Source organism: Streptomyces sp. NBC_00250 (genome assembly GCF_036192275.1).
Lineage (GTDB): Bacteria > Actinomycetota > Actinomycetes > Streptomycetales > Streptomycetaceae > Streptomyces.
The window spans coordinates 4868026-4887717 of the sequence record NZ_CP108088.1 but is presented as its reverse complement, the minus strand read 5'-3'; the positions used below and the strand labels follow the sequence as shown (position 1 = coordinate 4887717).

Below are 19692 nucleotides of genomic sequence, written 5' to 3'. Positions count from 1 at the left end.
CGGTAACCCTCCCCCGTCCAGCTCCAGCTCCAGCTCCATTTTCAAGCTCCCACCTCATCCCCAGCCAGCCTTGTGAGAGGAACCCCGTCATGTCGAACACGCGGTCGTCCACCAAGAGCACCAGCACCGGCACCGCCGCCGAGGGCGAGAGCGGTGCGAAGTACGACGGCTTCACCGAGGAAGAGCGGGACGCGATGAAGGAGCGCGCCAAGGAGCTCAAGAGCCCCGCGCGGCGCGTCTCGCGCTCGGCCAAGGCCGACGGGGAGGCCGATGTTCTGGCGAAGATCGCCGAGATGACGGACGCCGACCGTGTCCTCGCCGAGCGGATCCACGCGATCGTCAAGGAGCACGCCCCCGGCCTGGCACCGAAGACCTGGTACGGGATGCCCGCGTACGCCAAGGACGGCAAGGTCGTCTGCTTCTTCCAGAGCGCGCAGAAGTTCAAGTCCCGTTACGCCACGCTCGGCTTCAGCGACCTGGCGCAGCTCGACGACGGCGCCCTGTGGGCGACCAGCTACGCCCTGACCGAGCTCAGCGTCGCCGACGAGACCCGGATCGCCGCGCTGATCGAGAAGGCCGTCGGCTGACACCACCGACGCTCAGGCGGTACGTGAGTGCGGCGGGCGAGCGGGCGGTGCAGGCGGGGGTACGGGAGCGGAACGCGCGGCGCGAGCAGGAGTACGGGAGTGCGGCCGGGAGCGGAACGGGCCGCGCGAGCAGGGGTGTTGAGAGCGGCGGTCGTGGCGGGTCTTCCGCGTCGCGCGGGTGTCGCCGTGACGACCCGCCCGGGAGGACCCGGCCGTCGGCCGGAGGACGCGGCCCGGGTCACGGCGCCGAGGCCCCGCCCGGCCCCTGCTCCACGTGGGCAAATATCCGAGATCGCCCCGTGAGAATTCGAAGCTACGCGCGGTGAAAATTTGTCATGTAAACACACGGGATGGGGCCGCGCGAAATCTTCACCCCGCACGCTCCGTCCCATCGTGCTACTGTCGATATCAGTTGCAGTTGTGGGTCCCGAACGTACGAGTGCCCTTCCGGTTTTTCCGGCGCGCTGGGCACCCTTTTTCATTTCCGGGCTTTTTCCGGGCGGGGCGATCATCGCAGCGACACGGAGTGCGCACCGCGTGCGCTCCGAGCACTGCCCCGAAGGAGAATTTGGCATGGCGACTGGCACCGTGAAGTGGTTCAACTCGGAAAAGGGCTTCGGCTTCATCGAGCAGGACGGTGGCGGCCCCGACGTCTTCGCCCACTACTCGAACATCGCCTCCTCCGGCTTCCGTGAGCTGCAGGAAGGCCAGAAGGTCAGCTTCGACATCGCGCAGGGCCAGAAGGGCCCGACCGCCGAGAACATCGTCCCCGCCTGACACCAGGCGCTGACGCGTAGCACAAGCTGACGAGCTGAGGCCCGCACCTTTGGGGTGCGGGCCTCAGCTCTTTGCAACCCTCAGTACCTCGCAGTACCGCCGTACCCTCAGTACCTCAGGCTTCAGTACCTCATCGGCTGCGGGAATTTCCTGGCCGGCCCCCCTCTGGACCACTTCTCCGCAGGAGTCACCATGCGCTGTGTCATCGCTCGCTTCCCCTTCGAACTCACCAAAGCCGGTGTCATCGAATCGATGAAGGGCGTCAAGCCCGAGCCCGCCGTCGGGGATGTCGTCGTCATCGGGCGCCGCCAGTACCCCGTGAAGCAGGTGGGCGAGGTCGTCACCCGCCAGGACCGCCGTGACTTCAGCGTCGGCGAGGTCGTGCGTGCCATGACCAAGCTCGGCTTCACCTGCCTCACGGTCAGCGCCGCGGAGCAGTCCTCGCCGTCCGAGCCGACCTCCGAGACGACCTTCTGACCGTCCGCGGAGCCGTCCGCGGAGCCACTGGCGGGGGCAGTGGCGAGGCCGGCGCCGGCCTCAGTGGTCGAAGTAGCTGAAGTCGCCGACCGTCCAGGCGCTGACGTCCTCCAGGGCGACCCGGTACATTCCGCCGGTCTCCGGGATACCCACCGTGCCCTGGAGGATCCGGGCGAGGTGGAAGTGCAGGTGGGTGGGTGGCTCGTCCTTCCGTTCGGAGGGACTGAAGATGCCGGAGAACTCACCCAGGCGGGCCGAGTCCGTCAGGACCTCCGACACCCGCTGTCGCCACAGGGCCTCCGGGGCCAGCCGACCGGTGAGGACCACACCCCCCACGACCACCGTCATGGACATCTGATTGCTCTGCCCGGACTCCACCGTGGCGGCAATGTCAACGAGCAGCTCGTCAGGCTTCGACATGGAAGTCGATTCTAGGCGGCGCCCCCTCCCCCGGCCCCCTTCCCGCGCCCCCGGCCGGACCCGTGCCCGCTAGAGCGGCGCCGTGTCGTCCGCCGGGAACGCCGGGCCGTGGCCCGGGACGATCACGTCGGCCGTGGCCAGGACGCGGAGGCGGGAGTCCTTGAGGACGGTGTGGTCGGGGGCCACCGGGTCCTCCACCGGGCCGTTCGGCCGCCACCACAGGTCGCCCACGAAGGCGACGACGCCCGTGTCGGTGCCCGCGAGGAGAGTGATGTCCTCGGGGCTGTGGCCGGGGGTACGGATCAGCCGCAGCGACGGGGCCAGCTCGTGGCCCTCGGCGTCGCGGTCGGTCCACTGGTCGTTCTCGTAGATCGCCTTGTGGTCGTGGACACGGGCCCGGCCGAAGAGGCCGACGTTCATGGTGTTGTCCGGGTGGTGGTGGCTGAGCACCACATCGGTGATGTCGTCGGGGCCGAGGCCGAGCTCGGCGAGCGGGCCGAGGATCCGGTCGCGGCTCGCCACCATGCCGGGGTCGACGATCACATGCCGGTCGCCGTCCCGCACGTAGGAGACGGTGGCGGCCACTCCGGGGCCGGTGGAGAGCGTGTAGCCGGTGGTCAGGATCGTGAAGGTGGCGGTGCGGCCGCTCGGTGCGTCGTGGTTCGTCATGCCCCCAAGTCTTCTGTGCGGCGCGCTCCCTCACGAGTGGCCGTGCTGCCACTGATCGCGGGAATCGTGCCACTCGCCGTACACCGTCACCGTCACCGTCAGTGCCGCGCGTGTCAGACTCGGCGCCATGCCGCCCTTCGTCACCGTCGCCGCCTACGCCCCGCACGGGGTCGGCATGCTCGGCGCCGGCATCGTCTCCGAGGTGTTCGACGCGCGCGGCGGAGGACTCCCGCTCTTCGACTTCGCCCTCTGCACCGACCGGCCGGGCAAGGTCCGCACCGATGTCGGGCTGCCGCTCGTGGTCGAGCACGGTCTCGACCGGCTCGCCGGTGCCGACCTGGTGATCGCCCTGCCCTGGGCGGAGTTCCGTACGCCCCCGGCGCCCGCCGTGCTCGACGCGCTGACCGCCGCGCACGCGCGCGGGGCGCTCGTCGCGGCCCACTGCGTCGGCGCGTTCGCGCTCGCCTCGGCCGGACTGCTCGACGGGCGGCGGGCCACCACGCACTGGCGGTTCGCCGGGCTCCTGGCCGAGCGCCACCCGGACGTCACCGTCGAACCCGACGCCCTCTACATCGACCAGGGCCCGATCGTCACGGGCGCGGGCGCCGCCGCGGGCTTCGACCTCTGCCTGCACCTGCTGCGCCGGGAGTACGGGGCCACCACGGCCAACGCCATCGCCCGGGACCTGGTGCTGCCCTCCCACCGGGACGGCGGCCAGGCCCAGTACCTCGCCACTCCCGTACCCGAGGACAGTCGGGACGAGCGGCTCACCGACGTCCTCGCCTGGGCCCGGGAACACCTCCACGAACCACTTCCCGTAGCGGAGTTGGCGCGCAGGGCGCTGATGAGCCGCCGCTCCTTCGCCCGCCGGTTCGCGGCCTCCACGGGCACCACCCCGCACGCGTGGCTGCTCTCCCTGCGCCTCGGCCGCGCCGAGGAGCTCCTGGAGACCACGGACCTCCCGGTCGAGGAGATCGCCCGGGCGGTCGGCTTCGGGAGCGCGGCGGTGCTGCGCGCCCAGTTCGTACGCCGCCGGGGCGTGCCGCCCCGGTCGTACCGCCGTTCCTTCACCCGTACGCCCACCGTCTGAGGGCGGACCAGGGCCGCGGCCGTCAGGGCCGGGGCCGAGCCGGCCAGCCGGTGCGTCCGCGCACCGGGGTCCCCCTTCCGGACGCCCTCCGCTTGTGGAAGGTCCCCGCACGACCGAGCTTGGGCTCAGCGTGCGACCAGAGGAAGGGCCTCCATGAGCAGCATCGACACACCGGCCGACGTCCCCAGGCCGCGGGCGGCGACGCGACCGGCACCCACCACCCTCACCTGGGTGACGCTCGCCCTCATGACCACCGCGTCGGTGGCGAGTCTGCGAGCCGCACCCACCATGGCCGTCTACGGCCTGGCCTGCGTGTTCCTCTATCTCGTCCCGGCGATCGTGTTCCTGCTGCCGACCGCCCTGGTCTCCGCGGAGCTCGCTTCCGGCTGGAACGGCGGCGTGTACCGATGGGTCTCCGAGGGGCTGTCGAAGCCGCTCGGATTCCTGGCCGTGTGGTGCCAGTTCGCGATGACGATCTTCTACTATCCGAGCCTGCTCGGGTTCGTCGCGTCCACCATCGCCTACATCATCGACCCGGCGCTCGCCAACAGCGGCCCGTACACCGCGATCGTCATCGTGGTCCTCTACTGGTCGGGCGTGTGGGTCTCCTCGCGCGGCACGAAAGCACTGGCCGGACTGGCCAGTGGGGGCCTGATCATCGGCACCCTGATCCCCGGCACCCTGCTGGTGGTCCTCGGCATGGTCTTCCTCGCTCAGGGCAACCCCTCGGCCGCCCCGATGACCGCCTCGAACCTGCTCCCGCAGTGGACGGGCCTGGCCAGCCTCGTCCTGATCGTCAACAACTTCCTGTCGTACTCCGGCATGGAGATGAACGCCGTGCACGTCTCCTCGCTCAAGGACCCGCCGAGGGAGTACCCCAAGTCGATGTTCCTGGCGATGGGCCTCGTGCTGCTGATCTTCATCCTGCCGGCGCTCGCCATCAGCTGGGTCGTGCCCGCCGACCAGCTCAGCCTCACGGCAGGCGTGATGCAGGCGTTCGACGCCTTCTTCGCGTACTTCGACATCGGCTGGCTCACCCCGATCGCCGCCGTCGCCCTGGTGTCCGCCTCCCTCGCCGGCATGCTCACCTGGCTCGCCGGGCCCTCGAAGGGCCTCCTTGAGATCTCCCGCCAGGAGGGCTACCTGCCGCCGTACCTGCAGAAGCTGAACAAGAACGGCATCCAGCAGAACATCCTGGTCACCCAGGGCATCGTCACCACGATCATCGCCCTCGGGTACGCGCTGATCCCGAACGTCTCCAGCGCCTACTGGATCTTCTCGGTCATCACCACGCAGGTGTACCTCATCGTCTACCTGCTGATGTTCGCCGCGGCGATGCGGCTGCGGAAGACCCAGCCCGACCACCCCCGCGGCTACCGCGCACCCGCGCTGAGCGTCCTGTGCGTCGTCGGTCTGCTCGCCTCGCTCGCCGCGCTGTGCATCGGCTTCGTCCCGAGCTCCCAGTTCGGCAGCGGCAGCGTCTGGGCGTACATCGGCATCATCGGTGGCGGCCTCGTCATCCTGGGCTTCCTGATCCCGTGGGCCTTCCTGAAGTTCCGCAAGCCGAGCTGGAAGACGGCCGCCGCCACCGCTCCGAGCGAGGGAGAGCAGGCATGAGTCCCACCCGCTTCGCCTCCGAGCACAAATGGGTCTACGTGGGCGCGATCGTGATCCTCGTCGGCCTCGTCATCACCGGCCTCATCCGGTACGAGAGCGTGAAGACGAACAACGAGACCGCGGCCAAGGCCAACCAGCTCCAGGACGCGCTGGTGGACGCCGGATACCCCTCCCCCGAGACCGACACCATCGAGCGGCTGCTCGGCACCGACGGCGGCCCGGTCTGCGAGGATCCGGGCAGCGCCCTGAAGACGGCGCTGTGGAAGATCCAGCAGGCGAACGGCGCCGCCGGCCCCGGGATGCGCCCCGTCATCACCGACACCAAGGCCGTCGAGGTCGAGCGCATCGTCCTCCAGGTCTACTGCCCGGACCAGGTCGACGACTTCGACGACGCCCTGAACGACCTCAAGACCGACGACACCGTCCGGCGGTAGGGCGCGGGGGCCGGGCGGCTGTACGCGTCAGGCGGAGCGGCGGGCCTTCCTCCGGCGCAGGCCGAGGGTGGTGGCTCCGCCGGCGAGGATCAGTGCGGCGGCCACGCCGGCGAGCGCCGGAGTGTCATCGCCCGTACCGGTCTCGGCGAGGCCGGCGCCCTCTCCCGCGGGCGCCGGGCCGCCGTTGTCCTTCATGGTCCTGCCGATCCAGTCCGCGTAGGCGGGTGCGCTGGTGTAGAGGCCCGGTCCCCCCGAGCAGGGCACGTTCCGGGCGCCGGGGCCCGAGGTCACTCCGATGAGCTCCCACCGACCGTCCCTGCCCTTCTGCAGTTGCGGTCCGCCGGAGTCCCCGACGCAGGCCATGGCCTTGGGCACCGTGCTGATCGTGCACAGCCGGGTCCGGTCCGCGTAGCCGGGCGCGCACTCGGACTCGGCGCCCCTGCGGGTGTCCAGCTCCTGCAGCCGGGGCGCGAAGGCGAACGCGCCGTCGACTGTGGTCCCGAAGCCCAGGAGACGAGTCGGGGTGCCCGGCCGGCCCACCTGCCGTGCGAGGGGGACGGGCTCCCGGTCGACCGGGCGGTCCAGCCGGATCAGCGCGATGTCGTCCTTGTTGGCGGCCTTGTTCTCGCCGTTCACATAGCCGGGGTGGATGAAGGTCCGGTCGAACTTCCGCACGGTGCCGCCGGACTTCCGCCGGTCGCTGCCGACCCTGACGACGCCCTCCACGACGAGGCCGTCGCCCTTCAGACAGTGGGCCGCCGTCAGCACCCACTGCCGGTCGATCAGCGACCCGCCGCAGTTGCCGTCGTTGAGGCCGTACTTCGGGGCCGACTCCGGGATCGTCACCATGAAGGGGTAACTCTCGCTGGAATCATGACCGTTGACGATCGCCGAAGCACTGCCGGTCATCAGGGTGACGCAGGTGGCGGCGGCGAGGACACCGACGGCAGCGGTGCGCGCCGCACGACGGCGCACCGGCTTGTTGCTGAACACAGAGAGTTCCTTCGGCTGGGACATCCGTACGTGCTCAGCCTGCTCGGCCGAGATCCACCGGACCATGGAGCGAGCAGGCGGAAGGCGACTCCGGGCAGCGGCCCGAGGCCGGTGGGGGTATCCCCCCACCGGCAGGTCGTCGGGGGGGGGGAGCCCTCACCGACACCGCCGGGGAGGCTCCCCCCGGCACCGTCGCTCTGGGCAAGGCATCGGGCGTACGCGATCATGCCGTCATGAAGCTGCGCTGCGCCGTACTCGACGACTACCAGGGCGTCGCCCTGACCTCCGCCGACTGGAGCCCGCTCGCCGACCGCGTCGACGTCCGGATCCTGCGCGAGCACCTCACCGACCGGGACGCGCTCGTGGCCGCCGTCGAGGACTGCGAGATCCTCGTCGTCATGCGGGAACGGACCCCGGTCGACGCCGAGCTGCTCGCCCGGCTCCCCCGGCTCCGGCTGCTCATCACCTCCGGGCTGCGCAACGCCTCCATCGATGTCGCCGCGGCACGCGCGCGCGGTGTGACCGTCTGCGGGACCGCCAGCAGCTCCGAGCCGCCCACCGAACTCACCTGGGCGCTCCTCCTCGGCCTCGCCCGGCACGTACCGGCCGAGGCCCGGGCCCTGCGCGAGGGCGGGCCCTGGCAGTCCACCGTCGGTGCCGACCTGGCCGGCCGCACCCTGGGGCTCGTCGGCCTCGGCAAGATCGGCGCCCGGGTGGCCCGGATCGGTCTCGCCTTCGGGATGGACGTCCATGCGTGGAGCCCGAACCTGACGGAGGAGCGGGCGGCCGAGCACGGCGTACGGCTCGCGAAGGACAAGCGGGAGATGCTCTCCGACAGCGACTTCGTCTCGCTCCACATGGTCCTCTCGGACCGCACCCGCGGCCTGATCGGGGAACCCGAGCTGAGGGCGATGCGCCCGCACGCGTACCTCGTCAACACCTCACGGGCGGGACTCGTCGACGGCGGGGCGCTGCTGCGGGCGCTGCGCGAGGGGTGGATCGCGGGGGCGGGCCTCGATGTCTTCGAGACGGAGCCACTGCCCGTGGACGACCCCCTGCGGTCCCTGCCGAACGTCCTCGCGCTCCCGCACCTCGGGTACGTGACGGAGGGGAACTACGGGCGGTACTTCGGGCAGGCGGTCGAGGACGTCGAGGCCTTTCTGGCGGGTGCGCCGGTACGCGAGCTGGGCTGATCCGTTCGCCTGCTCACCCGGCCACCTGATGCACCCGTTCGCCGGAGTCCCGAGCCGCGCGAGTCGCCTGACCTGCCTGAGCCGGCTGACCTGCCTGAGTCGCCGGGGCTGCCTGAGCCGGCTGACCTGCCTGCCTGAGCCGCCTGACTCATCCCAGGCTCGTACGCGCCAGTTCCACGAACTCCTCGTCGGTCAGGCCCAGCTCGCGGGCGTCCGCCGCCGCCTCGCGGAGCCGGGAGACCAGGCGGGCCCGGTCGGGGGCGGTGGCGCCGGGGACGATGACGGCGCCGCGGCCCCGGCGGAGTTCGATCAGGCCCTCCTCGCGGAGCCGCTGGTAGCCGCGGAGGACGGTGTGGACGTTGACGCCGAGGGAGTCGGCGACTTCCCGGGCGGCCGGGAGGCGCTCGCCGGGTGCGGCGGAGCCGTCGGCGAGGGCGCCCCGGACGCAGGCGGCGATCTGGTCGCCGAGGGGCACGGCGGAGGCCGGGTCGACACGGAAGAGCACGGTCAGACCTTCCCATGCCGTTCGGCGAGCGTGTTGAGGAGGGCGGCGGCGGTGTGCGCGTCGGGCACGGTGACCACGAACTCCCGCCCGCTGTTGCGCCGGACGACGAGGGCCTCGCCGGAGTGCAGCATGATGCCGGTCCGGTCGCCCCGGACCCGGTAGCCCCAGCCGCCGAAGTCGGTGTGCACGGCGGGGATGTCGAGCTCCCGGACGCTCGCGCCCGCGACCTCGTCCAGCGGCACGCGCACGCGTGGCCAGGAGAAGAGCGAGGGCCTGACGGTGACGCCGCGCCGGTCGACGGTGACCCGGATCCTGGCGAGGGCCAGGCTCGGTACGCCGATGACCAGACCGGGCAGCGCGAGCAGGGCGTCGGGCCAGGGCTCCCGGACCAGGCCGACCGGGACGGCCAGGGCGATCACCCCGATGAGGGTCATCGGCAGGGAGGCGGTGGCGCGGGTCCAGCCGGCCACCTCGCTCGCGCCGAGCGCGAGCCGGGGGCCGTCGGTCTCGGCGGGCAGTCCGGCCAGGTCGCCCGGCGGGACGAGCAGGGTCAGCCCCCACCCCACGAGGGCGAGTACGGCGGCGACCGCCGCGGCGACCGCCAGGTTGGTGAGCGGCGAGGTGACCCGGGCCGGGTCGACGGCGTCCAGGTTGTCCCGCAGGACGAGGACGAGCAGCGTTCCGGCGAATCCGGCGGTGGCCCACGCTCCCCACAGGGCGGTACGGCGGACGAGGACCCTCCAGCCGGTGCGGAGCACGAGGAGCAGGCCGACGCTGATGCCAGCGAACGCGACACGACCGGTGAAACCGTCGGCACGGCCGCCGTCGCCGCCGCCGAAATGCGTGGCGAGGGTGTCGGGGATCCGGTCGTCCCAGACGGTGAGCAGGATCAGGTAGGTGACGATCGTGAGGTCGAACGGGAGCGCGGCGAAGTTGCGGACTCGGAGCGTGGCGCGGTGCATGAAACCCCCCTTTGTTTGCATCAGGATAGAACAAGTTGTTCGTACTTCGCTAGAACAACTCGACTTCCCGTCGTGTCTCCGTCGCCGACGGCAAGGGCGCGGTCGTCGCCGCCGCGGGCAACGACTCCACCGCGCTCCAGCCCGGAAACGTCGACGCGGCGGCGGCCGTGCAGGCCGCCGCCGCGTCGAAGGGTTGACCGGGGGAGGTCAGTCGGTGCTGTCGTCGAGGGCCGCGCGCAGCGCCTCCGCGAACTCCTCCGGGGCGCCCTGCTGGCCGAACTCGCCGCCCAGGAAGCCGCCGTGGTGGCTCGGGAAGACGGCGAGCGGGGTGCCGACGCCCTCCGCGACGGCGACCGCCGCGCGGGCGGCGAAGGTGCCCTCGGACTCCTTGCCGGCGGCGACGACGATCCGGGTCGGCGCGGCGCGCAGGGCGGTGAAGTCGGGGACGTAGGAGGTGCAGCCGCGCATGTTCTGGCCGAGCAGCGGGTCGCCGCGCGAGCCGTCGTCCTCGGCCGGCAGGCCGAACGCGGCCGGGGAGGGCGCGGGCTCCTCGGCCCAGTTCGCCGGGAACTCGCCCTTGCGGCCGGCCAGCGCGAGGAACTTGGCCATCGCGGGCCCCCAGCCCTCCCGCAGATAGGTCGCGTGGACGTCGGCGCAGACCCCCAGGACCGCCTCCCGGTCCGGGACGACCTGGGCCGTCGGGGGCTCGTGCGCGACGAGGGTGTGCACCAGGTCGCCGCGCCGGGCCACCAGGGCGAGGGCGTTGACGGCGCCGCCGCTGCTCGCGAAGACGTCCACGGGGCCGGCGCCGAGTGCCTCGATCAGCCGGGCCAGATCGTCGGCGTGCTCCTCGGGGAGCGTCTCGGTCGCGCCGTCGGTGCGCTCGCTGCGGGCCACCCCGCGCGGGTCGTACGTCACGACGGTCCGGTCGGTGAAGCGGGAGGCGAGCGTGGTGAAGCCGCTCGCGTCCATCGGGGAGCCGATCAGCAGCAGGGGGCGCTCGTCGGTCCCGGTGCCGGGGCGAACGTCGTAGCGCAGGGTCGCGCCGGCGGTGACCAGGGTGCGGGTGTCGGTCTCGGCCATGGTGATGTCTCCTCGGTGGTGGGCGCTTCACGGGGGTAGACCCCCGGCCCCACCGGAACTCATCGGTCGCGCGCCCGTTCGGGCACCCTTTTGCCCGGCGTCCTTACCCGGCGTCTCTACCCGCCGTCGCAGTCATGCTCGGCGGGGTCCACCACGACCCGGCCCAGCAAACCGCGCAGCAAGGTCTGTTCGGCTTCGGTGAGGTCACCGAAGAGCTCGCGCTCCGCCGCGCTCACCGCCGCGTCGACCCGTTCGAGCGCCACCGCGCCCGCCTCGGTGATCTCCACGATGTGACGGCGCCGGTCGGCCGGGTCACGGCGCCGCTCGGCAAGCCCGTCCGACTCCAACTCGTTGAGGATCGCCACCAGTTGACTGGGGTCGACCTCCATGGCGGCGGCCAGTTCCCGCTGACTCATGGATCCGGGGGCGAGCCGCATCAGCGTCATCGCGTTCCTCGGGTGCAGTCCGGCGACGCCCAGGGCCGCGCGGATGCGCGCGCCGGTGAGCTCGCCGCGGAAGGAGAGGAGGAAGCCGAGGCGGTCGGTCGGGAGAGCTGCCATGCCGTCCACCGTAGCAACAACCCTATTGTGGAGCGATGGAAATCGTTGATACAGTTCAACGATTGAAGCTGTCAGATCATTGGAGTACGTCCATGTTCATCGGTTATGTCGTCGTCGCGGCGCTGCTCGCCTTCGCGCTCTCCGCCTCCGCCTTCCTGACCTTCACGCGCAACCCGCAGATCGTCGGCAGCATGACCAAGCTGGACGTGCCGGAGTCCTGGCTGCCGAGACTGGCGAGCCTGAAGGCGGCGGGCGCGCTCGGCCTGCTCGCGGGGCTCGCCGTGCCGGCGCTGGGCGGGGCGGCGGCGATCGGCGTGGCCCTCTACTTCATCGGCGCCCTGATCACCCACCTGCGGGCCAAGGACTACGAGATCGCACCGGTCGTGGTCCTCACCCTGCTCGCGATAGCCGCGCTGGCGCTCCGCACGATCTCCGCCTGAGCCCGAACGGCGCCGGGAAGAGCACCCTGTTGAAGGGGCTCGCGGGTGAACTCGCCCCGGACGCGGGCACGGTGAAGGTGCCCGCCCGGGTGGGAACGCTCGGTCAGGAGACGGCCCCACCCACCGACCCCCGTACGGTGGGCGAGGCCTTCGGAGTGGACCGCACGGACGAACTGCTCGCCCTCGGTCTCTTCTCCGCCGGGGACCTGACGACCCCGGTCCGGTATCTGTCGACAGGACAGCGCCGGAAACTGGAACTGGCGCGCCTCGTCGCCGAACCGGCCGATCTGCTCCTCCTCGACGAGCCGACCGACCATCCGGCCCCGGCGCTCGTGGAGGAGATCGAGGCCGCGCTCGCGCACTACTCGGGCACGCTGGTCGTGGTCACCCACGACCGTCGCCTCAGGGAGGGCTTCCGGGGCCGCCGCCTCGAACTGGCACCGGCCCCGCCCTGGTGAGGAGTCAGTCCTCGTCGGAGGAGTCCGCCGCCCCTTCGAGGTCGCCCTCGGTCTCCAGGAACACCTGGCGCAGGGCGGCCAGGGTCTCCGGGTCCGGCTTCTCCCACATGCCGCGCGACTCGGCTTCGAGGAGCCGCTCCGCGATGCCGTGCAGGGCCCAGGGGTTGGCCTCCTTCAGGAAGGCCTGGTTCTCCGGGTCGAGGACGTACTCCTGGGTGAGCTTGTCGTACATCCAGTCGGCGACGACGCCGGTCGTGGCGTCGTACCCGAAGAGGTAGTCGACGGTCGCCGCCAGCTCGAACGCGCCCTTGTAGCCGTGGCGGCGCATCGCCTCGATCCAGCGCGGGTTGACCACGCGGGCGCGGAAGACCCGGGAGGTCTCCTCGACGAGCGTCCGGGTGCGGACGGTCTCGGGGCGGGTGGAGTCGCCGATGTACGCCTCGGGGGCCGTGCCCTTGAGCGCGCGGACGGTCGCCACCATGCCGCCGTGGTACTGGAAGTAGTCGTCGGAGTCGGCGATGTCGTGCTCGCGGGTGTCGGTGTTCTTCGCGGCCACCGCGATCCGCTTGTACGCCGTCTCCATCTCGGCGCGAGCCGGGCGGCCTTCGAGCCCGCGGCCGTACGCGTAGCCGCCCCACACCGTGTACACCTCGGCGAGGTCCGCGTCCGTACGCCAGTCGCGGGAGTCGATCAGCTGGAGGATGCCCGCGCCGTACGTGCCCGGCCGGGAGCCGAAGATACGGGTCGTGGCGCGCCGCTCGTCGCCGTGCTCGGCGAGGTCGGCCTGGGCGTGCGCCCGGACGTAGTTGTCCTCGGCGGACTCGCCCTCAAGCCCCGCGACGAGCCGGACGGCGTCGTCGAGGAGGCCGATGACGTGCGGGAACGCGTCGCGGAAGAAGCCCGAGATGCGCAGGGTGACGTCGACGCGCGGGCGGCCCAGCTCGGCGAGCGGGATCGGCTCCAGGCCGTTCACCCGGCGCGAGGCCTCGTCCCACAGCGGGCGGACGCCGAGCAGGGCGAGCGCCTCGGCGACGTCGTCACCGGCGGTACGCATCGCGCTGGTGCCCCACAGGGAGAGGCCCACGGACGTCGGCCACTCGCCGTTGTCGGTGCGGTAGCGCTCCAGGAGGGAGTCGGCGAGCGCCTGCCCGGTCTCCCAGGCGAGCCGGGACGGCACGGCCTTCGGGTCGACCGAGTAGAAGTTCCGGCCGGTCGGCAGGACGTTGACCAGGCCGCGCAGCGGCGAACCGGACGGTCCGGCCGGGACGAAGCCGCCGTTCAGGGCGTGCACCGCGTGGGTGAGCTCGTCGGTGGTGGCGGCCAGGCGCGGCACGACCTGCTCGCAGGCGAAGCGCAGCACGGCGTGCACCTCGGAGCCGTACGCGGCCGCCACGGCCGAGATCGCGTCCACGGACCAGCCCGCCGCCTCCATGCCCTCGACCAGCTCGCGGGCCTTCGCCTCCGCCTCGTCGGCGGTCGTGCGGGTCGCTGCCGACTCGTCGAGACCGAGGGCCTCGCGCAGACCGGGCAGCGCCTGCGTGCCGCCCCAGATCTGGCGGGCGCGCAGGATGGAGAGGACCAGGTTGACCCGGGCCTCACCCTCCGGGGCTCCGCCGAGGACGTGCAGACCGTCGCGGATCTGGGCGTCCTTGACCTCGCACAGCCAGCCGTCGACGTGCAGCAGGAAGTCGTCGAAGCCGTCGTCCTCGGGACGCTGCTCCAGGCCCAGGTCGTGGTCGAGCTTGGCGGCCTGGATGAGCGTCCAGATCTGGGCGCGGATCGCGGGCAGCTTCGCCGGGTCCATGGAGGAGATCTGCGCGTACTCGTCGAGCAGCTGCTCCAGGCGCGCGATGTCGCCGTACGAGTCGGCGCGGGCCATCGGCGGCACCAGGTGGTCTACGAGCGTGGCGTGCACGCGGCGCTTGGCCTGGGTGCCCTCGCCCGGGTCGTTGACCAGGAACGGGTAGATCAGCGGGATGTCGCCGAGGGCCGCGTCGGGGCCGCAGGCGGCGGACAGACCGGCGTTCTTGCCGGGCAGCCACTCCAGGTTGCCGTGCTTGCCCAGGTGGACCATGGCGTCGGCGCCGAAGCCGCCGTCCTCGGCGCGGGCGGCGATCCAGCGGTAGGCGGCCAGGTAGTGGTGGGACGGCGGGAGATCGGGGTCGTGGTAGATCGCGATCGGGTTCTCGCCGAAGCCGCGCGGCGGCTGGATGAGGATCAGCAGGTTCCCGCGGCGCAGGGCCGCGAGGACGATGTCGCCCTCCGGGTTGCGCGACCGGTCCAGGAACATCTCGCCGGGCGCCGGGCCCCAGTGCTCCTCGACGTGGGTGCGCAGCTCCTCGGGGAGCGTCGCGTACCAGCGCTTGTAGTCGGCGGCCGGGATGCGGACCGGGTTCTTGGCGAGCTGCTCCTCGGTCAGCCAGTCCTGGTCGTGGCCGCCGGCCTCGATGAGGGCGTAGATCAGCTCGTCGCCGTCGCCGGAGACGAGGCCGGGAAGGTCGGCCTCGGGGCCGAAGTCGTACCCCTCGGCGATCAGTCGGCGCAGGAGCGAGACGGCGGAGGCGGGGGTGTCCAGGCCGACGGCGTTGCCGATGCGGGAGTGCTTCGTCGGGTACGCGGAGAGGACGAGCGCCAGCTTCTTCTCGGCGTTCGGGATGTGCCGGAGCCGGGCGTGCCGGACGGCGATCCCGGCGACGCGGGCCGCGCGTTCGGCGTCGGCGACGTACGCGGGCAGACCGTCCTCGTCGATCTCCTTGAAGGAGAACGGGACGGTGATGAGCCGGCCGTCGAACTCGGGCACGGCGACCTGGCTGGCGGCGTCCAGCGGGGAGAGACCCTCGTCGTTCTCCTCCCAGGCGGCGCGCGAGCCGGTCAGGCAGAGAGCCTGCAGGATCGGCACGTCGAGCGCGGCGAGCGCGCCCGCGTCCCAGGCCTCCTCGTCGCCGCCGGCCTGTGCCTCGGCGGGCTTGGTGCCGCCCGCCGCGAGGACGGTGGTGACGATCGCGTCGGCGGTGCGGAGGCGGTCGAGCAGCTCCGGCTCGGGGGCGCGCAGGGACGCCACGTACAGCGGGAGTGCCTGGGCGCCGGCGTCCTCGATCGCCCGGCACAGCGAGTCGACGAAGGCGGTGTTCCCGCTCATGTGGTGGGCGCGGTAGTAGAGCACCGCGATCGTCGGGCCGTCGGTCGTCCGGGGGGTGCGCTCCAGCGGGCCCCAGGTGGGGGCGGCCGCCGGGGACTCGAAGCCGTGACCGGTGAGCAGGACAGTGTCGGAGAGGAAGCGGGCCAGCTGCTCCAGGTTCGCGGGGCCGCCGTGCGCGAGGTAGGCGTGCGCCTCGGTGGCGACGCCGACGGGGACGGTGGACGCCTCCATCAGCTGCGCGTCGGGGGCCTGTTCGCCGCTGAGGACCACCACCGGCTTTCCGGCGGCGCGAACCGCGTCGAGGCCCTCCTCCCAGGAGCGGAGGCCGCCGAGGAGCCGTACGACGACCAGCTCGGCCTCGGCCAGCAGGCCGGTCAGTTCGGCGAGGGGCAGGCGGGCGGGGTTGGCGAAGCGGTACTCCACCGGGCCGCCGGCCGCGCGGGCGCTGAGCAGGTCGGTGTCGGAGTGCGACAGCAGCAGAAGCATGGCGAGCGCAGGCCTTCCTCGGGGTTGTCCGCGCCCCGGGTGGTCGTATGGGTTGGGCCTCCCCTTGCTCGAGCAAGCCGAGAGCTTGGGGAAGGGAGTTCCTGACTCACCGTCCCGGGAGCGCGCAGACGCACAGCCCGGGTCGGCTCACAGTGGCGGGACCGCGCCGGATTCTCACCGGGCTTCCTCCCCGGGGTCCTGGGACCCCATGCCGTCTGCATAGTAGATCGTGCGGTCGACGGGCCGGGCCGGGTGACGGAGTCGGCCGGATCACACTGCGGATCACACGGCGGGCGGGATCGTGCGCCGGGCCCGCTGCCGGCCCCGGACCGACCGGCCTCCGCCGCCGCGTCGGCTGCCGCGTCGGCCGGATCGCGCCCGGTGGCCGCCCGGTGGCCCGTCGGTATGCTCGCCGCCATGCCGCCCACCCCGCCCCCGACGCCCGACCCGGGCGAACCTCGCATACGGGACCGTGGCGACGCGTGCCCCGGGGCGCTGCGCCTGCACTCCGCCGACGACGGCCGCCTCGCCCGACTCCGCCTGCCCGGAGGCCGCCTGACGTCCCGTCAGGTCGAGCTCCTGGCGGACGCGGCGGAGACTCTGGGCGACGGACGGCTCAGCATCACCTCGCGTGGCAACGCCGAGCTGCGCGGCCTCTCCGAGGACTGCGGGGCCGAGCTGGCGGCGCTCCTCGCCGAGGCGGGCCTGCTGCCCTCCCCCACGCACGAGCGCGTCCGCAACATCGTCGCCTCCCCGGCCGCCGGGCTCGACGGACTCGGCACCTCCGACGTGCAGTTGTGGGCCCGCGAGCTGGACGCGCTGCTGTGCGCCGCGCCCTGGGCGGCGGCGCTTTCCGGCCGATTCCTCTTCGTCCTCGACGACGGACGCGGTGACGTGGCCGGGCTCGGCGGGGATGTGACCTTGGTCGCAGTGACGTCCGGAGCGGCGGAACTGCACGTCGGCGGTCGAGCCGTCCGGCTCTCCGGCTCCGACGCGCCCGCCGCGGCCCTGGCGGTGGCGGGCGGGTTCCTCGCCACGGCGCGGAAGGCCGGAACCGGGGCCTGGCGGGTCCGGGAACTCCCGGAGGGGTACGAGGTGGACATGGCGGAGTCGGGGGTGACGGCGGAGCCCGTCCACGCACCCGTACTCCCCCACGGCTCACCCCCTTCCCCCGGCGTCCTGGGCCCCACCGCCCTCTCCGTGCTCGCGCCCCTCGGCCGTCTCACCGCCGCCCAGCTCCGGGCGCTGCTGCCCGCCGAAGAGGTGCGGCTCACGCCCTGGCGCGGCGTCGTCGTGGTCGGGGCCGGCGCCGACCGGCTGCCCGCCCTCGACGCACACGGCCTGATCACCCGCCCCGACTCCCCCTGGGCCGGTGTCACCGCCTGCACCGGGCGGCCCGGCTGCGCCAAGTCCCTCGCCGACGTCCGCGCGGACGCGGCCCCGGGCCCCGCACCCGGCCGCGGGCACGGGCACGGCCCCGGCCTCCCCGTGCACTTCTCCGGCTGTGAGCGCCGCTGCGGACATCCGCACGGCGACTGGACCGACGTCCTCGCCACCGCCGGCGGCGACTACCTGGTGGACGGCGTCCCCACCCCCCGTACCGCCCTGCCCGAAGCCGTGACCACGGCCCGCACGACGAGATGAGCGAGAGCAACAGGATGTTCGACTACGAGAAGGACGGGGCGGAGATCTACCGCCAGTCCTTTGCCACGATCCGCGCCGAGGCGGATCTGGCGGGCCTGCCCGCCGACGTCGCCCAGGTGGCGGTCCGGATGATCCACGCCTGCGGCATGACCGACCTCGTCCAGGACATCGCGTACTCCCCCGGGGTCGTCGCGAACGCCCGCGCCGCGCTCCGCGCCGGTGCGCCGGTCCTCTGCGACGCCCAGATGGTCGCGAGCGGTGTCACCCGGCGTCGGCTGCCCGCCGACAACGAGGTGATCTGCACCCTCTCCGACCCGTCCGTGCCGGCGCTCGCCGCCGACCTCGGCACCACCCGCTCCGCCGCCGCCCTCGAACTGTGGCGGGACCGCCTCGAAGGGTCCGTCGTCGCCATCGGCAACGCGCCGACCGCCCTCTTCCACCTCCTGCAGATGGTCGCCGACGGGGCCGGAAAGCCCGCTGCCGTCCTCGGCATACCGGTCGGCTTCATCGGCGCCGCCGAGTCCAAGGAGGCCCTGGCCGCGCAGCAGCTGGGCCTCGACTACCTCGTCGTACGGGGCCGCCGCGGCGGCAGCGCGATGACGGCCGCAGCCATCAACGCGATCGCCCACGAAGCGGAGATCCAGGCATGAGCAAGACCGGAACAGCGTCCGTGAAGGGCAAGCTCTACGGCGTCGGGCTCGGCCCCGGCGACCCGAACCTGATGACGGTGGCCGCCGTGAAGGCCATCGCCGCCGCCGACGTCATCGCGTACCACTCGGCCCGCCACGGCCGTTCCATCGCCCGCTCGATCGCCGCCGAGCACCTCCGTGCGGACCACATCGAGGAGCGGCTGATGTACCCGCTCACGGTGGAGACCACGGACCACCCCGGCGGCTACCGGGGCGCCCTGAACGACTTCTACGAGGAGGCCTCGGCCCGCCTCGCCGCGCACCTCGACGCCGGCCGCACGGTCGCCGTCCTCGCCGAGGGCGACCCGCTGTTCTACGGCTCGTACCAGCACATGCACAAGCGGCTCGCGGACCGCTACGACACCACCGTCATCCCCGGTGTCACCTCGGTGTCCGCCGCGGCCGCCCGGCTCGGCGAGCCGCTGTGCGAGGCGGAGGAGGTCCTCACGATCATCCCCGGCACCCTGCCGGAGGACGAGCTGACGGCCCGTCTCGCGGGCACCGACTCGGCGGTCGTGATGAAGCTCGGCCGTACCTTCCCCACCGTGAAGCGGGCCCTGGAGCGGGCCGGGCGGCTCGACGACGCCCGGTACGTGGAGCGCGCCTTCATGGCGGGCGAGCGGACCGGCGACCTCGTGGACGTCGACCCCGCGTCCGTCCCGTACTTCTCCGTCGCCGTGCTGCCCTCCCGCATCGACCGGGAACCCGCCGTACGCGAGCGGGGCGAGGTCGTCGTCGTCGGCACCGGACCGGCCGGCGCGCCCTGGCTCACCCCCGAGTCGCGCGGCGCGCTCGTCAACGCCGACGTCCTCGTCGGCTACACCACGTACCTGGACCGGGTGCCGGTGCTCCGCCCCGGGCAGATCCGGCACGGCTCCGACAACAAGGTCGAGTCCGAGCGCGCCGAGTTCGCCCTCGACCTGGCTCGCCGCGGCCACAAGGTCGCGGTCGTCTCCGGCGGCGACCCGGGCGTCTTCGCGATGGCCACGGCCGTCCTGGAGGTCGCCTGCGAACCGGAGTACGCGGACGTCCCGGTACGGGTCCTCCCCGGGGTGACCGCCGCCAACGCGGCCGCCGCCGCCGCGGGCGCCCCCCTCGGCCACGACTACGCGACCATCTCGCTCTCCGACCGGCTCAAGCCCTGGGACGTCATCGAGGCCCGGCTGCGCGCCGCGGCCGCCGCCGACCTGGTCCTCGCGCTGTACAACCCGGGGTCGAAGTCCCGTACCCACCAGGTGGCCGCCGCCCGCGACCTCCTGCTCGAACTCCGCTCCCCGGAGACCCCGGTGGTCGTCGCCCGTGACGTCGGCGGCCCCGAGCAGTCCGTACGGGTCGTCACCCTGAAGACCCTGGAGCCCTCCGAGGTCGACATGCGCACCCTGCTGCTCATCGGCTCCTCGCAGACGAGGGCGGTCGAGCGGGCCGACGGCCGGACCATCACGTGGACGCCGCGCCGCTACGGGTGAACG

At 72.6% G+C, this 19692-nt stretch carries 19 protein-coding genes, 1 pseudogene and 1 riboswitch; of the genes and pseudogenes, 12 read left to right on the top strand and 8 right to left on the bottom strand.

The features are described from left to right. The first annotated feature begins 89 nt into the window (after positions 1–89). From OG259_RS22145 to OG259_RS22135, 3 genes are all read left to right on the top strand, one after another. Positions 90–587: an iron chaperone gene (locus tag OG259_RS22145; protein WP_328943844.1), complete on the top strand. Its 498-nt coding sequence runs from the start codon at positions 90–92 to the stop codon at positions 585–587. 573 nt (positions 588–1160) lie between these two features. Continuing rightward, on the top strand, positions 1161–1364 hold the full coding sequence (locus OG259_RS22140; protein ID WP_055598357.1) for a cold-shock protein: 204 nt from the start codon (positions 1161–1163) through the stop codon (positions 1362–1364). 192 nt (positions 1365–1556) lie between these two features. Next, positions 1557–1841 (top strand): SCO5918 family protein, encoded by a 285-nt coding sequence (locus OG259_RS22135; protein WP_328943843.1) that lies wholly within the window; start codon positions 1557–1559, stop codon positions 1839–1841. Positions 1842–1901: 60 nt separating this feature from the next. On the opposite strand, the gene OG259_RS22130 is transcribed toward OG259_RS22135, so the two are convergent. Both OG259_RS22130 and OG259_RS22125 read right to left on the bottom strand, forming a co-directional pair. Continuing rightward, a complete protein-coding gene (locus OG259_RS22130; RefSeq protein ID WP_328943842.1) occupies positions 1902–2261 on the bottom strand; it encodes a hypothetical protein in 360 nt (119 codons plus the stop codon). Between the two features lie 69 nt (positions 2262–2330). Then, the gene (locus OG259_RS22125) at positions 2331–2930 is read right to left on the bottom strand and encodes an MBL fold metallo-hydrolase (RefSeq protein WP_266893758.1); all 600 of its coding nucleotides are present in this window, start codon (positions 2928–2930) and stop codon (positions 2331–2333) included. A 127-nt stretch (positions 2931–3057) separates the two neighbouring features. On the opposite strand from OG259_RS22125, the gene OG259_RS22120 reads away from it, so the two are divergent. The 3 genes from OG259_RS22120 to OG259_RS22110 all read left to right on the top strand — a co-directional run bounded on the left by OG259_RS22120 (position 3058) and on the right by OG259_RS22110 (position 6071). After that, positions 3058–4020 carry a GlxA family transcriptional regulator gene (locus OG259_RS22120; RefSeq protein ID WP_328943841.1) on the top strand — a complete coding sequence of 321 codons (963 nt, stop codon included), beginning with the start codon at positions 3058–3060 and terminating at the stop codon, positions 4018–4020. 153 nt (positions 4021–4173) lie between these two features. After that, entirely contained in the window at positions 4174–5637 is a 1464-nt protein-coding gene (locus OG259_RS22115; RefSeq protein WP_328943840.1) for an APC family permease, read from the top strand. After that, on the top strand, positions 5634–6071 hold the full coding sequence (locus OG259_RS22110; RefSeq protein ID WP_328943839.1) for a hypothetical protein: 438 nt from the start codon (positions 5634–5636) through the stop codon (positions 6069–6071). The genes OG259_RS22115 and OG259_RS22110 overlap by 4 nt, the downstream gene beginning before the upstream one ends. 27 nt (positions 6072–6098) lie before the next feature. Here the strand turns inward: OG259_RS22110 and OG259_RS22105 are convergent, their stop codons facing one another. Then, on the bottom strand, positions 6099–7064 hold the full coding sequence (locus tag OG259_RS22105) for a S1 family peptidase (RefSeq protein WP_328943838.1): 966 nt from the start codon (positions 7062–7064) through the stop codon (positions 6099–6101). Positions 7065–7297: 233 nt separating this feature from the next. Here OG259_RS22105 and OG259_RS22100 point away from each other — a divergent pair, with 233 nt between their 5' ends. Further along, positions 7298–8257, top strand: coding sequence for a D-2-hydroxyacid dehydrogenase family protein (locus OG259_RS22100; protein ID WP_328943837.1), 960 nt, complete (start codon positions 7298–7300; stop codon positions 8255–8257). A 148-nt stretch (positions 8258–8405) separates the two neighbouring features. On the opposite strand, the gene OG259_RS22095 is transcribed toward OG259_RS22100, so the two are convergent. The 4 genes from OG259_RS22095 to OG259_RS22080 all read right to left on the bottom strand — a co-directional run bounded on the left by OG259_RS22095 (position 8406) and on the right by OG259_RS22080 (position 11367). Further along, positions 8406–8762 (bottom strand): GntR family transcriptional regulator, encoded by a 357-nt coding sequence (locus tag OG259_RS22095; RefSeq protein ID WP_328943836.1) that lies wholly within the window; start codon positions 8760–8762, stop codon positions 8406–8408. A 2-nt stretch (positions 8763–8764) separates the two neighbouring features. Then, positions 8765–9724 (bottom strand): hypothetical protein, encoded by a 960-nt coding sequence (locus OG259_RS22090; RefSeq protein WP_328943835.1) that lies wholly within the window; start codon positions 9722–9724, stop codon positions 8765–8767. Between the two features lie 207 nt (positions 9725–9931). After that, positions 9932–10807 (bottom strand): alpha/beta fold hydrolase, encoded by an 876-nt coding sequence (locus tag OG259_RS22085; RefSeq protein WP_328943834.1) that lies wholly within the window; start codon positions 10805–10807, stop codon positions 9932–9934. 116 nt (positions 10808–10923) lie between these two features. Beyond that, positions 10924–11367: a MarR family winged helix-turn-helix transcriptional regulator gene (locus OG259_RS22080; protein WP_266893774.1), complete on the bottom strand. Its 444-nt coding sequence runs from the start codon at positions 11365–11367 to the stop codon at positions 10924–10926. Positions 11368–11459: 92 nt separating this feature from the next. Between OG259_RS22080 and OG259_RS22075 the strand changes: the two genes are divergently transcribed. Together OG259_RS22075 and OG259_RS22070 are read left to right on the top strand one after the other, a co-directional pair. Continuing rightward, a complete protein-coding gene (locus OG259_RS22075) occupies positions 11460–11807 on the top strand; it encodes a DoxX family protein (RefSeq protein WP_328943833.1) in 348 nt (115 codons plus the stop codon). 2 nt (positions 11808–11809) lie between these two features. Further along, positions 11810–12265: pseudogene (locus OG259_RS22070) on the top strand (ATP-binding cassette domain-containing protein); the annotation flags it as partial. Positions 12266–12269: 4 nt separating this feature from the next. Here the strand turns inward: OG259_RS22070 and cobN are convergent. Continuing rightward, complete coding sequence (cobN, locus tag OG259_RS22065; RefSeq protein ID WP_328943832.1) at positions 12270–15890, bottom strand: cobaltochelatase subunit CobN; 3621 nt, start codon at positions 15888–15890, stop codon at positions 12270–12272. A 72-nt stretch (positions 15891–15962) separates the two neighbouring features. Further along, a riboswitch (cobalamin riboswitch) is annotated at positions 15963–16114 on the bottom strand. A 181-nt stretch (positions 16115–16295) separates the two neighbouring features. On the opposite strand from cobN, the gene OG259_RS22060 reads away from it, so the two are divergent. The 3 genes from OG259_RS22060 to cobJ are packed head-to-tail and all read left to right on the top strand — an operon-like array spanning position 16296 to position 19689. Further along, on the top strand, positions 16296–17534 hold the full coding sequence (locus OG259_RS22060; RefSeq protein ID WP_328947145.1) for a cobalamin biosynthesis protein CobG: 1239 nt from the start codon (positions 16296–16298) through the stop codon (positions 17532–17534). Between the two features lie 14 nt (positions 17535–17548). After that, complete coding sequence (locus OG259_RS22055; protein ID WP_266900827.1) at positions 17549–18184, top strand: precorrin-8X methylmutase; 636 nt, start codon at positions 17549–17551, stop codon at positions 18182–18184. Continuing rightward, positions 18181–19689, top strand: a complete 1509-nt coding sequence (gene cobJ / locus OG259_RS22050) for a precorrin-3B C(17)-methyltransferase (RefSeq protein ID WP_328943831.1) — start codon at positions 18181–18183, stop codon at positions 19687–19689. Before OG259_RS22055 ends, cobJ begins: the two co-directional genes overlap by 4 nt. The last annotated feature ends 3 nt before the right edge of the window (positions 19690–19692 follow it).

Excerpts from the sequence above, each read along its gene's own strand:
- OG259_RS22060 (WP_328947145.1), top strand. The coding sequence starts at position 16,296 with ATGCTCGCCGCCATGCCGCCCACCCCGCCCCCGACGCCCGACCCGGGC.
- OG259_RS22125 (WP_266893758.1), bottom strand. The coding sequence starts at position 2,930 with ATGACGAACCACGACGCACCGAGCGGCCGCACCGCCACCTTCACGATC.
- OG259_RS22055 (WP_266900827.1), top strand. The coding sequence starts at position 17,549 with ATGTTCGACTACGAGAAGGACGGGGCGGAGATCTACCGCCAGTCCTTT.
- OG259_RS22135 (WP_328943843.1), top strand. The coding sequence starts at position 1,557 with ATGCGCTGTGTCATCGCTCGCTTCCCCTTCGAACTCACCAAAGCCGGT.
- OG259_RS22075 (WP_328943833.1), top strand. The coding sequence starts at position 11,460 with ATGTTCATCGGTTATGTCGTCGTCGCGGCGCTGCTCGCCTTCGCGCTC.
- OG259_RS22115 (WP_328943840.1), top strand. The coding sequence starts at position 4,174 with ATGAGCAGCATCGACACACCGGCCGACGTCCCCAGGCCGCGGGCGGCG.
- OG259_RS22085 (WP_328943834.1), bottom strand. The coding sequence starts at position 10,807 with ATGGCCGAGACCGACACCCGCACCCTGGTCACCGCCGGCGCGACCCTG.
- OG259_RS22120 (WP_328943841.1), top strand. The coding sequence starts at position 3,058 with ATGCCGCCCTTCGTCACCGTCGCCGCCTACGCCCCGCACGGGGTCGGC.
- OG259_RS22090 (WP_328943835.1), bottom strand. The coding sequence starts at position 9,724 with ATGCACCGCGCCACGCTCCGAGTCCGCAACTTCGCCGCGCTCCCGTTC.
- OG259_RS22110 (WP_328943839.1), top strand. The coding sequence starts at position 5,634 with ATGAGTCCCACCCGCTTCGCCTCCGAGCACAAATGGGTCTACGTGGGC.
- OG259_RS22145 (WP_328943844.1), top strand. The coding sequence starts at position 90 with ATGTCGAACACGCGGTCGTCCACCAAGAGCACCAGCACCGGCACCGCC.
- OG259_RS22100 (WP_328943837.1), top strand. The coding sequence starts at position 7,298 with ATGAAGCTGCGCTGCGCCGTACTCGACGACTACCAGGGCGTCGCCCTG.
- cobJ (WP_328943831.1), top strand. The coding sequence starts at position 18,181 with ATGAGCAAGACCGGAACAGCGTCCGTGAAGGGCAAGCTCTACGGCGTC.
- OG259_RS22130 (WP_328943842.1), bottom strand. The coding sequence starts at position 2,261 with ATGTCGAAGCCTGACGAGCTGCTCGTTGACATTGCCGCCACGGTGGAG.
- OG259_RS22140 (WP_055598357.1), top strand. The coding sequence starts at position 1,161 with ATGGCGACTGGCACCGTGAAGTGGTTCAACTCGGAAAAGGGCTTCGGC.
- OG259_RS22080 (WP_266893774.1), bottom strand. The coding sequence starts at position 11,367 with ATGGCAGCTCTCCCGACCGACCGCCTCGGCTTCCTCCTCTCCTTCCGC.
- cobN (WP_328943832.1), bottom strand. The coding sequence starts at position 15,890 with ATGCTTCTGCTGCTGTCGCACTCCGACACCGACCTGCTCAGCGCCCGC.